Source organism: Pontibacter sp. SGAir0037 (genome assembly GCF_005491705.1).
Taxonomy (GTDB): Bacteria; Bacteroidota; Bacteroidia; order Cytophagales; family Hymenobacteraceae; genus Pontibacter.
Window position 1 is genome coordinate 5,014,581 of sequence record NZ_CP028092.1, and the last position, 11,374, is coordinate 5,025,954.

Genomic DNA, 11,374 nt, shown 5'->3' on the forward strand with positions numbered 1-11,374 from the left:
AATTTAATAACTTAACTATGAAAAACATGGTAGAAACACCTCATATTGCCAATAATATACATGCTTCCGTACTGATTGGGTGCGGGCTAACCAGCTTCTTCTTTAACGAAAAGCGCCCCAAAACGGCTTTAATTGCGCCGGCAGTGGGCAGTGCTTTGCTGTTGATGAGCCCGGCCCTGAAAGCAGGAAACAGGAATATAGCACATGCTGCTGTAGGCCTTACTTCCGTGTTAGCCGTTACCACAGGGCAAATGCTGACAAAAGAACTGTGGCCTAAAAAAGAGGCAGGCGCTACTTTCCCGAAAGAGGTTCATAACCGCAGAGCAGCTGTGTTTGGTACCATGACATTAACAGGTCTGGCAGCTGTAGGAGTATATGTTGCAGGTTTTATTGCCAAGCGAAAGAAAATGAAATCAGCTATACTCTAGCTGCTTCAGATATACCTCAGGCGCTGATGTTGCGGAGCTGTAGCGGGCTAAGCAACCATATGTGATAATTGTAAGAGAGGAGTAGCTGTGTTTAAAGATGAAGAGCTTCTCCTCTCATAATTAGTAACCTGCAGCCGTATCATCGCCCCGAGGATCTGCGCCTGCTTCAAGCGTTTTATCCGGTCTGATTAATATAGCATCTACACGACCTATAGGGCCTCTATCTGTAAACCGATAGCCCTTCTGCTGTAGCGCAGCCCTTACTTTTTCTGACAGGGCTTCTGGCTCATGCTGTATATCATCCGGCAACCACTGGTGGTGGAAGCGTGGTGCTGTAACAGCGGCCTGCATGCCCATATCATGGTCCATTACATTGATAACAGTTTGAAATACAGATGTGATAATGGTGGAGCCGCCAGGGGTGCCTACTACCATGTAAAGCGCACCATCTTTCTCCAGGATAGTTGGAGTCATGGAGCTGAGCATTCGTTTACCTGGTGCAATAGCATTTGCCTGTCCTCCCACTAAACCGAACATATTAGGTACACCAGGCTTCGCACTGAAATCATCCATTTCATTATTCAACAGAAAGCCGGCACCCTGCACTACCACTTTAGAACCATAGCTGCCATTAAGGGTGGTTGTAACAGATACTGCATTCCCAAACGGATCTACTATGCTGTAGTGGGTGGTTTGTTCCGATTCCTGCACCTGTAACTCTCCAGCTTTTATCTGAGAGGATGGCGTAGCTTTTTCCAATGTAAAGTCTTGCATACGGGAAGCTAAGTAATGCTGGTTTAGTAGAGATGCTACGGGCACCTGTACAAAATCAGGATCGCCCATATAGGTTGCGCGGTCTGCATATACTCGCCTTTCAGCTTCCGTCATGACCTGAACAGCAGCAGTGCTTTGCCAGCCCAGCTTTTTCAGGTTATAAGGCTCTACCATTTGCAGGAGCTGGAGCAAAGCCACACCACCACTTGACGGAGGAGGCATAGATATTACGGTATAGTTTTTATAGTTTCCGCTGATGGGTTTTCGCCAGACAGCGTGGTAGTTTTTCAGGTCGTCGAAAGAAATCATACCGCCTCCTACACGCATTTCCCGCACTATAAGATCAGCAGTAGGACCTGCATAAAAGCCTTCACGGCCATTGTCTCTGATCTGCTCCAGCGTTTTGGCCAGCTCAGGAAGAAAAAGGGTGTCGCCTTGTTCCCAACGCGTATTGCTTACCAGATAAGGCAGATGCTTGTTGTGTGAGATAAATTTCTCTTTTGCACCGTTTAAACCGGTGGCTTCTTTTTCGGTTAATACCACGCCGCGTTTTGCCAGGTCTATGGCCGGTTGTACAAGTTCGGAAAAAGGAAGAGACCCGAGCTTTTGGTGTAGCTGTACCATACCATCTACAGTGCCAGGGATTCCGGCTGCCAGATGTCCGTTAATGCTTAAGCCTGCTATTACCTGGCCCGCACTGTCCTGGTACATGGTAGGAGTAGCTGCCGCCGGGGCCGTTTCCCGGTAATCGAGCGCCCCCGCCTCGCCGGTATGGTGCCTGTATACCAGAAAGCCTCCGCCGCCTATGTTGCCTGCTGCCGGATGGCAAACGGCTAAAGCAAATTGTGTGGCAATAGCAGCATCGTAAGCATTGCCACCCCGCTTTAATATTGCCAGACCAATGGCAGAGGCATCAGGATGAGCAGATACAACCATGGCTCTTTCTGCAACAAGCCCCGGTGCCTCTTTACCTGGTCTAGAGGTTGTTGTGCAGCTGTTGAGCAAAGCCAATACTATAAGCAGGTAAAAGACCTGGTATGTCTTCGGGAGAAAAGCAATCCTTGCCAGTTTTTGCATAGTACAGAAATGGAGTGAAGCAGGAAGATACAAAAAAAGCCAGCTACAAGCGTAACTGGCTTTTTAAAATGCTTATCTGAAAATTATTTCAAATCGTTTTTAATAATGGCTACAGCCTCTTCTACATAGATATCTTTTTGCAAAGATTTCAGGAAGTCTTTGTTTTTGGCAGCTGTTGCCGTATCGGTGGCCGCAGCCTGCAGGTCTTGCTTCAGCCTGTAAACATCCAGCACCGGTACTTCTTTCTGAGCTTCATCGAAACGTTTAGATTCTGCCTCCGCTTTTTTCTCTTCTTCTACATACTTTTTGAAGTTGAGAGAGCGAACGGTATTATCTGCCTGCTGCTTCATGCGTGTTCCGCTTTCTTTTATTAAGTTGAAGCTCTTGTTGCTCGCTATTCTTTTTTTGCTGTTCGCCTGAATTTGCGAAATATTTATTTTGCCGTTAGGCCATTGGCTGTACCTGGCAGGGCTAATCTCATCAAAAGCCAATGGATAATCCTGCTCCTTTTCACCAAACTCCAGGAAGCTATAAGCATCAGGCAGTTCAACGTCTGGTTTAACACCGCGTAGCTGTGTAGTACCACCGTTAATGCGATAGAATTTCTGTGTTGTAAGCTTTAAAGAACCCAGCGGTTTATACGGGTTAAACTGTGCAGGCAAGGCTTCATCCAACTCGATAAACTGCTGCACTGTACCTTTGCCAAAGGTCTGGCTACCTACAATTACAGCACGTTTATAATCCTGCATAGCAGCTGCCAGAATTTCAGAAGCGGAGGCACTGTTGGCATTTACCAGCACAACCAGCGGACCACTGTACTGCACCTGAGGGTCTCTGTCGTCGTAAGCAACGGTTTTACCTGCTGATGACTTTACCTGTACCACAGGGCCTCTTTCGATAAATAAACCAGCCATTTCTATAGCATCTCCTAAAGAACCGCCCCCGTTATTACGCAGGTCCAGTACCAGGCCATTTATACCTTCGCCTTTTAATTTTTCAATCTCACGCTTTACATCTTCGCCACTGTTGCGGCCATCTTCGCGACGCTCGAAATCGGCATAAAAGCTGGGAAGCTTAATATAACCAATTTTCTGGTTGCCATTGATAACGGCAGACTGAGCATAAGTTTCTTCAATTACAATAACATCACGAACAATTGGAATTAACCTGGTGCTACCATCCGGTTTTCTAACCGTTAAACGCACTTCTGTTCCTTTTTTACCACGTATCAGCTGAATAGCATCGTCCAAACGCATGCCTTCCACCACTACCGGCTCCTGATCGCCCTGACCTACTTTTTGAATGGCATCACCAGGCTTCAGATCGCCTTGACGGTAAGACGGGCTGCCAGGAACAATTTCCAATACCTTAATCTGGCCATCTTTTTCCTGCAGAGTGGCACCTATACCTTCTAAGCGGCCGGTAAAACCAATATCAAAATTAGCCTTGTCTTTAGGAGGGAAATACCCGGTATGCGGGTCATATACGTTTGTTACAGCATTGATGTAAATCGAGCGCCAGTCTTCATCGTTACGTTTCAGTAGGTGCTGGTAAAGGTCGTTATACGTTTTAGTAACACGCTCGCGTGCCTCTTTCTCCAACTGTTCGAAAGGCTTCGTTTCTTTCTTCTTGTCTTTTTCAGCGGCTTTCTGCTGTTGCTCCTGCATGTTAGACAGCTGCACCAGCGTCTGGTACTTAAGTTGCTTACGCCATGCCTCTTTTAAAGCCGCGGCGTCTTTTGCAAATGCCAGTTTCTTACCATCCAGCTCAATCGTTTCGTCTTTATTGAAATCGAAAGGCTTTGCCAGTATTTCCTTGTAGAAAGCTTCAGATTCTTTGATTCTTGTATTGATCAATTGAGCCGAGGCATCAAAAAATTCAAATGAACCGGCCCGCAGCTGATCGTCTATGGCTGTTTCGAACTTGCGAAGAGCAGCAACGTCAGACTCCAGCAGGAATTTCTTATTGTAATCGAGGCGCTCCAGGTACAGGCTGAACGCTTTTTTAGAAAAGTCGTCGTTTAGCTCGCTTGGCTGGTAATGCAGAGAACTGATGCCCTGCATAAGCGTCTTGATAAGAACCTCGTTTTTACCTTCCGGTGCTTTGGTCTTGTTGTACAGTATAAAAGATCCTGTTAGCAGGACAACTGCTAAAACGGATATTATTATTTTGAATCGGGTTGTCAAGGATAGCATCTATTTTATTTAATTGAACTTCTTAGAATAAGTACGCAAAAGTAGTGCCGCAGATTGCATGCACCCTTATATAAAGCTTTAGAACCGTAATGTAACGCAAAAAGTTATGAATCACAATCTGCAAGGTATAAGGCTCTTTAATATGTAGTTCTATACTGTGGTTTACGGAACCACACCTCCTAATAATATAACTATAGGACTTTATTTTTCGTTCTGACAAAGAATTGTTTAGGGTGTGGGCATGGTAATATTTCGTGCTTACAACCATGTATCTAGTTTTGGAAGGGCAGCGGTTTCTATGAAAAATATACTCTTTTTTGGTGATAGCCTAACGGCTGGTTACGGGTTGGTGGCTTCGCAGGCTTATCCTTCTTTAATACAGCAGCGCATAGATGCAAAGGAATTATCCTATAAAGTAATAAATGCCGGACTTAGTGGTGATACAAGTGCGGGCGGTGTGCATAGGGTGGAAAGATGGCTGCATGATAAAATTGACATATTTGTACTGGCTCTTGGCGCCAATGATGGCTTAAGAGGTATACCGGCCAGAGAAACCAGCCAGAACCTGCAGACAATCATTAATAAAGTCAGGCACAAATACCCGGAGGCAAAGATCATTATAAGTGGAATGGAAATTCCTGATATTTTACCGGGCCGCTATGCAGCAGAATTCAGAGCTCTGTTTCGGGAACTGGCCCTCAAAAACAATGTATCCTTTATTCCTTTTCTGTTGGAAGGGGTTGTAGGAATGCGGCACCTGAACCTGCCGGACGGGGTTCATCCGAATGCGGAGGGCCAGAAGCTACTGGCAAATCATACCTGGGCTGTGCTGGAGCGGGTATTAGAGTAACAGCAGAGGCGGAAGAAATCCGCCTCTGCTGTAGGAGCAGGCTTATTATCGTTTCATCTCCTGCTGCAAGCGTAAAGCCTCTTCTCTTTGGGCCTGCATTTCTTTTTTAGTTGTTCTTGCCCAAACATTAACGAGTGAATTATTCGTTTCTCCCGGATCATTCAGGACATTGTCTATTTCACTGATCGCATCTTTATGTGCGCTGGCTACTTCATCGAGGTACTTTTTATCGAAATTTTCAGCTTTTACATCTCTTAAATCCTGTACTTTCGATTGGTTATCATCAGATTGTGTAAGCGAAACATTAAAATCCTGGGCAAGGTCCTGCAGGCTGGCTTGTTTAGGCTCGTATTGCGTTACCATTTGCTGCCCATACTGCTTTACAGCGTCTGACTGGCCTCGCTCTACAGCTATCCGGCCAAGTTCTTGTTGCAGAAGAATCTTCTCATTCAGATAAGATAAAAGCTCTTTCTTTTCATCTGTTAAAGTAGAATCAGCTTCCAGCGCTACGGCAGGTTCGCCAGATGCATTGGCGCTTGTTGCCTGTTCTTCGTTATTATTTCCGGAATTGCAGGATGCAAAGGCAAGAGCCCCGGCCATCAGGTAAACGGCCATCATATAGTTTTTCATAGTATTTTATTTTTTAGATGCTTATGTTTTCCTGTTGCATACGAAACTGCGGCAAATTGTTTGCAACAGGCCTTTTCTGTGTAGCTTCAGTTGCCGAGTGCCTATAAAAAATAAAGGCTTAACTTATCTGGTACAGACAAGCTAAGCCTTTGTTATATTAAACTATTACTGCCTGAGAAGCTTAGTAATAGATATGTTCTCCTCTGTTGCTCTGGAAATGCTGCTCAAAATAGCGGGCATCTTCCGGGGTGCGTGGGCTGAACCCTAATACAATGTTACCTTCTTTGATGCCACTCTCATAAACTTTGGCACGTTCTTCCGGTATACCGGCGCCAATAAGAGCACCAATAAGACCACCAGTTAAACCACCGGCACCTGCACCGGCCAAACCAGCAGCTAACGGACCTGCAACTATTAAGCCTAGCCCCGGAATTGCTACAGATGTACCTATAGCAGCTACAGCACCAACAATAGCTCCAAGTGTACCACCAATGGCTGAACCAGCTCCGGCACCTTCAAGAGATTTGTTGCCTAATTCTGTCGTATGTTCTTTGTCGTCATCACCGAAATGGCGCTTACGACCTTCGTCCGACATTACTACATTGATATCATCTTTATCATACCCGCGAGCACGTAATTCGTTGAATGCACGCTCTGCGCTGTCCCTGTCACGGAACATTGCGGTCATCATACCTGCATTATTCGTTCTGTTGTCCATAGTTTTATTTTTAATTTAGGTCAATATGAGCTAATTCATTAATCAGCCTATTTCTAATAACGGTATTAAATAGGTATAGTTACGAAAAGTACAAAAGCCAGCTACTAAAACAGAAAGGCCTGCTACTCCGGCAGGCCTTTCTGTTTTAGTAGCTGAAATTATGATTTATCTTAGCGCATACCACCGCCTGCACCTGTAGAAGTAGCGGTAGGTTGGATAATGGCATCCACTACGTGTACCATACCATTAGATGCTTCTACGTTTGGTTTAACAATAGTAGCTCCACCTATTGTGATATTATTAGCAGCGGCAGCTGTACCAGCACCAGTTCCGGCATTCGCAACGCCAATTACAATTTCCTGGTCATCGGATAAACCAATGCGCTGGTTATTGTTGAATTGTGCTGAAGATACTTTGGCAGCTAGAAAGTGTGAAGCTAGTACCTGTCTTAACTCCATTTTATTTTCTGGTTTAAGAAGGTTCTCCAACTCGCCTGCAGGCAGGTTGGCAAATGCTTCGTTAGTTGGGGCAAATACTGTAAATGGACCACCAGTCTGAAGGGCTGGCTCTAACTCAGCAGCTTTAATTAATTTTGAGAAAGTAGAAAGGTTGCTGCTTTTGTCTACCAGTTCCAGAATATCATATTGTTCTGTTTCTTCAATGTCACCAAACATCTCATCAATGTCTTCATCGTTGGTAAGCGTCATTTCCGAAATACTTAGATCGCCTCCGGAAACATCTGTGCTACTGTAGGACTCTGTTTGGGCACTTTGTGTATCATTTGAACTTACCTGATCGTCGCCAGCCATTGTCTGAGTTTCACTCATGCTGGTATCATCGTTCATGGCAGTTGTATCCATTGCATCATTAGAGCTAGCGCAGCTAAACATGGTAAAAGATACCACCGCTATCGCAGCTAAGGGTTTTAACATTATTTTTTTCATAGCTTTATTTAAGTTTATTAACAATATAAGTTGTTGGTTTATAACAACATTGTATAAACTTAAACTGCCAAAGAGTTAAAAATGTTAGGATTTCGGGTTAGAAATTTCCTGTTTGAACAGCCTTACAGGTACCTTAAACTAAATAGAATAAACCACTAACTTATTAATTGTAGACCTTTACTACAAATACATAGTCTTTTAGCTTTTTCAGTTGCTGGGTTCGGGAATGGCCTGATAAATTGTTATATTTCGGTAATGAGATAGGATTTAAGTTAGAGGTTTCTGGTAGCTCTGACAGCGTCTGAAGCAAGTAAGCAGATTTTACAGCAAAAGCTGCGCCTTCCTGGCCTGCTTGTTTCCCACTAATAATACCAATCAGATTGCCTCTGTCGTCAAGTAATGGCCCACCGCTATTACCGGGGTTTAGCGGAATAGATACCTGGTAAGAAGTAGTGTCGCCTTCGAAACCAGAAGAAGAACTTAGTGATCCTTCTCCAAATACTATGTCCTCACGTGGATAGCCCAGTGTGAAAACTTTTTCACCCAGTTCACTTTCAGAAGTTTTAAAGGTATATGGCAGCTTTCCAAAGCCTTCAAAGGCTGGATCTTCGATTTTAAGAATAGCCAGATCGTGTGTCTGGTCGCGATATACTGTACTTACTTTATATTTATCTCCTGCCTTGTTCTCAATTATAAGAGAATCTGCGCCAGCCACAACATGCGAACTGGTAATCAGGTAACCATCTGAACTGATGGCAAAGCCAGTACCACTAAAGCGTGCAGTGCGTGGGGCAGGTTTAGCTTCTTCCGTTGTAAGAATTCCGCTGATAATAGCCTTCTGCTCTTTCTTGATTTTTTCAACCTCACGGCGTAGCTCTACATAACGGGCTGTTTGCTGTTGAACAGGAGCCTTTAGCTGCTGCACACTCCACAAAGTGCCAAAAACAGATAACAAAGACACGCTGGCTGCCACAGCCATAGTCTGGCGGTGGCGCTTCCAGAAAACATTCCAGGTAGATGGAGAAGGGGTAAGCTGAGCGGGTGCCTGTTCAGCTGTTTCAGCTTCCATGGCAGTATGTATCGCATTTAACTTTTGCTTCAGAGACTGGCGTTGGCCATAGTGCTTCATAGCATGTAGCAATTGCTTATGCTCCTGAACCTTCTCAGCTAACCTATGGTCGGTATGCAGGAGTGCTTCAAAAGAGATTTTCTCTTCTGATAGCATTGCTCCTTCCAGATAACGTTCTATTTGCTCGTAAATGCTGTAACCCATTGCTCTGTTTCTCTAAATAGGCTTAAAAAGCCTAAAATGTACTATGGTGCTATACCTGTGGTTTATAGGTAGCAAAAAATAATTTCTTTAAACGTTGCAGGCATTTGTACTTCTGGTTCTTGGCTGTATCGGTATTGGTATAGCCAAACTTGTCGGTAATGTCCTGCATGTTCTGCATGCGTATATAATAATCTTCCAGTAGCGTTCGGCAAGGTTCCCCTAATTGTCCCAACGCTTCGCCCATTAACTCGAACTGACGTTCATTTTCCTCATGCTGTGGTATATCTTCCTCTAGTAAAAGAAAATCCTCTGCATCGTCTATCCGGTTTGCATATCGCCCCTTTTCGGCAAGTCTTTTTAGCCACAACCTTCTGCAAACCGAGTAGAGGTACGTTTTTATCTGGCAACTCAGCTCCAGGCTATTGTCTTTTATTTTCTCGAAGAAAACAATAATGCCTTCCTGATAAATGTCTTTTGCTTCGTCGTCAGTTCCGCTGTTGCTCAAAATTAAATGAGAAATCATAGGAAAATAGAGTTTGTACAAATGGGCAAGGGCTCTATTATCGTCGTTACGGATTCCCCTTATTATCGCCTCATCCGTCTCATACAAACTGTTCTTCATTCCGTTCAAGTTTTAATACGATTAGCTCCTTTTTGTAACCCACAAAATTTTTTTTTTATTTTTTTTAAAAAGTCGGGTTACCTATCGCAAGTTCTGGTATGAAGTTCAAAATCGAAACCAAAACACTTAATCACAAACAAAAAAATGAAAAATTTATTTAAAATCGCTGTAGTTGCTCTTGCATTCGTTTCTTTCACTGCTTGCAGCGAAACTGCTACTACTGAAACTGAAGCTACTGAAGGTACTGAAGTTACTACTGAAGAAACTGCTCCAGTTGAAGAAACTGCTCCAGTTGAAGTTGATTCAGCAGCTACTACTACTGACACTACTATTACTGTTCAGTAATCTGTTTCAGAACTAAAGAATTTAAATTATAGTTCTATAAACACACAAAAGGCCCCCTTGCTTTATGCTTGGGGGCCTTTTATTTTTCAAACTTTTGCCAAAGTAATTAGCTGTTTGCAGATTCCATGCCAAATTCGTTTATGCAATGTTATAAGAGCTGAATATGCCCTATAGAATCAAATTCGGCTGTTTTTGTACCCCCATAGTACTTTAAGCCAAGCCGTTTTTTGCTAAAAATGGGAAAAAACGTTATCTGTTATTCCCCTTTTTTTGTTCTTTCTGCGATCCATTTCATTTTTAATAAGCGTGAATTCGCGGCTGCTTTGGCCTGCTATGGCAGTATTCTCGTTGGCGCGGCGCAGCAGATAAGGCATAACAGCTTCTACAGGGCCATAAGGTACATACTTTGCTACATTGTACCCTGCGTTGGCCAGGTTGTACGATAGATTATCACTCATTCCATAAAGCTGTGCAAAGAATATTCTTTCGTCCTGTGGGGCAATGTGGTGCTCCTGCATCAGTTGCATTAACAAATAAGAGCTTGCCTCATTGTGTGTGCCTGCACAAATAGAAATACGATCCAGGTGGTTTATGCAGAAGCGGAGAGCCTCATCAAAAAGATTATCAGACGCGGATTTGCTTGGATTTATAGGGCTGGTGTAACCTGCTTCCCGGGCACGCTTGCGTTCTTTTTCCATATAGGCACCTCTTACCAGTTTGCCCCCTATGTAATATCCCACTTGTTCAGCCTGCTGCACATCCCGCTTTAGCACTTCGAGCCGGTCGTGGCGGTATAGCTGATAAGTGTTGTATACAATGGCTTTCTCCCTGTTGTAAAGTGCCATCATCTCGTAGGTCAGGTTGTCAATAGTATCCTGAATCCAGCTTTCTTCTGCATCTACAAAAACACGTACACCTGCTTCGTAACAGCGCTGGCAGATAGCTTGCACCCGATCACGGCCGCGGTTAAACGCTGCCTGCTCATCAGGAGTGAGGGGTTGCTTTGCCTGTACCTTTTCCAGCAGTTTAATAGCAACCAACCCGGTAACCTTGAACACTGAAAACGGGATATGCTTATTTCCCCTGGCCTTCTCTACTGTCCGAAGCAGTTCATCACGAGTAGCGTCAAAGCTTTTCTCGTTTCCTTCGCCCTCTACAGAATAATCCAGTATGGTGCCTATATGGTAGCTTCCCAGCTCTTGTATAGCTCTTTCAGATTCTTTGATTGTCTCTCCGCCACAAAAGTGGCTGAAGATAGTTGGCTTTACAATAAATTTAACCGGAAGATGCAGGTTTATGGCCGTGTTTAAAAGGCTACCACCTACCTTTACAAAAAGGTTGCTGTTCATAGACTTAAACAGCAAATACATTTTATATAACTCAGTATCTGACTTCGATGAGAACGCAACAGCGGTATCGTCAAATGAAACAGTATTTTTGGGGTTCATTTACTTTTGTTTTAATACGGCAAAGATAGTGCAACAACAACATATAATGATGCTTTCTGATGTGCTGCCA

11 protein-coding genes are annotated in these 11,374 nt (G+C 44.0%); 3 read left to right on the forward strand and 8 right to left on the reverse strand.

The window, feature by feature from the left end; genetic code table 11:
* The first annotated feature begins 17 nt into the window (after positions 1-17).
* The gene (locus tag C1N53_RS20835; RefSeq protein ID WP_137761140.1) at positions 18-428 is read left to right on the forward strand and encodes a hypothetical protein; all 411 of its coding nucleotides are present in this window, start codon (positions 18-20) and stop codon (positions 426-428) included.
* A 120-nt stretch (positions 429-548) separates the two neighbouring features.
* On the opposite strand, the gene ggt is transcribed toward C1N53_RS20835, so the two are convergent.
* Together ggt and C1N53_RS20845 are read right to left on the reverse strand one after the other, a co-directional pair.
* Complete coding sequence (gene ggt / locus C1N53_RS20840; RefSeq protein ID WP_371415940.1) at positions 549-2,279, reverse strand: gamma-glutamyltransferase; 1,731 nt, start codon at positions 2,277-2,279, stop codon at positions 549-551.
* Positions 2,280-2,362: 83 nt separating this feature from the next.
* Positions 2,363-4,474 (reverse strand): carboxy terminal-processing peptidase, encoded by a 2,112-nt coding sequence (locus tag C1N53_RS20845; protein ID WP_137761141.1) that lies wholly within the window; start codon positions 4,472-4,474, stop codon positions 2,363-2,365.
* Positions 4,475-4,772: 298 nt separating this feature from the next.
* On the opposite strand from C1N53_RS20845, the gene C1N53_RS20850 reads away from it, so the two are divergent.
* Positions 4,773-5,324: an arylesterase gene (locus tag C1N53_RS20850; RefSeq protein ID WP_137761142.1), complete on the forward strand. Its 552-nt coding sequence runs from the start codon at positions 4,773-4,775 to the stop codon at positions 5,322-5,324.
* 45 nt (positions 5,325-5,369) lie between these two features.
* Here C1N53_RS20850 and C1N53_RS20855 read toward each other — a convergent pair whose 3' ends face one another.
* The 5 genes from C1N53_RS20855 to C1N53_RS20875 form a co-directional block, all read right to left on the reverse strand.
* The gene (locus C1N53_RS20855) at positions 5,370-5,954 is read right to left on the reverse strand and encodes a DUF4142 domain-containing protein (RefSeq protein WP_137761143.1); all 585 of its coding nucleotides are present in this window, start codon (positions 5,952-5,954) and stop codon (positions 5,370-5,372) included.
* Positions 5,955-6,135: 181 nt separating this feature from the next.
* Positions 6,136-6,672: a hypothetical protein gene (locus C1N53_RS20860; protein ID WP_137761144.1), complete on the reverse strand. Its 537-nt coding sequence runs from the start codon at positions 6,670-6,672 to the stop codon at positions 6,136-6,138.
* A 170-nt stretch (positions 6,673-6,842) separates the two neighbouring features.
* Positions 6,843-7,616, reverse strand: a complete 774-nt coding sequence (locus tag C1N53_RS20865) for a fasciclin domain-containing protein (RefSeq protein ID WP_240773315.1) — start codon at positions 7,614-7,616, stop codon at positions 6,843-6,845.
* 163 nt (positions 7,617-7,779) lie between these two features.
* Complete coding sequence (locus C1N53_RS20870) at positions 7,780-8,889, reverse strand: S1C family serine protease (RefSeq protein ID WP_137761145.1); 1,110 nt, start codon at positions 8,887-8,889, stop codon at positions 7,780-7,782.
* A 49-nt stretch (positions 8,890-8,938) separates the two neighbouring features.
* Positions 8,939-9,511: an RNA polymerase sigma factor gene (locus C1N53_RS20875; RefSeq protein ID WP_137761146.1), complete on the reverse strand. Its 573-nt coding sequence runs from the start codon at positions 9,509-9,511 to the stop codon at positions 8,939-8,941.
* A gap of 144 nt (positions 9,512-9,655) precedes the next feature.
* Here C1N53_RS20875 and C1N53_RS20880 point away from each other — a divergent pair, with 144 nt between their 5' ends.
* Entirely contained in the window at positions 9,656-9,856 is a 201-nt protein-coding gene (locus tag C1N53_RS20880; protein ID WP_137761147.1) for a hypothetical protein, read from the forward strand.
* A 230-nt stretch (positions 9,857-10,086) separates the two neighbouring features.
* Here the strand turns inward: C1N53_RS20880 and C1N53_RS20885 are convergent, their stop codons facing one another.
* Complete coding sequence (locus C1N53_RS20885; protein ID WP_137761148.1) at positions 10,087-11,304, reverse strand: proline dehydrogenase family protein; 1,218 nt, start codon at positions 11,302-11,304, stop codon at positions 10,087-10,089.
* Positions 11,305-11,374: the final 70 nt, after the last annotated feature.

Coding starts and splice junctions, on each gene's coding strand:
- C1N53_RS20855 (WP_137761143.1), bottom strand. CDS start 5,954: ATGAAAAACTATATGATGGCCGTTTACCTGATGGCCGGGGCTCTTGCC.
- C1N53_RS20885 (WP_137761148.1), bottom strand. CDS start 11,304: ATGAACCCCAAAAATACTGTTTCATTTGACGATACCGCTGTTGCGTTC.
- C1N53_RS20875 (WP_137761146.1), bottom strand. CDS start 9,511: ATGAAGAACAGTTTGTATGAGACGGATGAGGCGATAATAAGGGGAATC.
- C1N53_RS20850 (WP_137761142.1), top strand. CDS start 4,773: ATGAAAAATATACTCTTTTTTGGTGATAGCCTAACGGCTGGTTACGGG.
- C1N53_RS20865 (WP_240773315.1), bottom strand. CDS start 7,616: ATGAAAAAAATAATGTTAAAACCCTTAGCTGCGATAGCGGTGGTATCT.
- C1N53_RS20845 (WP_137761141.1), bottom strand. CDS start 4,474: ATGCTATCCTTGACAACCCGATTCAAAATAATAATATCCGTTTTAGCA.
- C1N53_RS20880 (WP_137761147.1), top strand. CDS start 9,656: ATGAAAAATTTATTTAAAATCGCTGTAGTTGCTCTTGCATTCGTTTCT.
- C1N53_RS20870 (WP_137761145.1), bottom strand. CDS start 8,889: ATGGGTTACAGCATTTACGAGCAAATAGAACGTTATCTGGAAGGAGCA.
- C1N53_RS20860 (WP_137761144.1), bottom strand. CDS start 6,672: ATGGACAACAGAACGAATAATGCAGGTATGATGACCGCAATGTTCCGT.
- C1N53_RS20835 (WP_137761140.1), top strand. CDS start 18: ATGAAAAACATGGTAGAAACACCTCATATTGCCAATAATATACATGCT.
- ggt (WP_371415940.1), bottom strand. CDS start 2,279: ATGCAAAAACTGGCAAGGATTGCTTTTCTCCCGAAGACATACCAGGTC.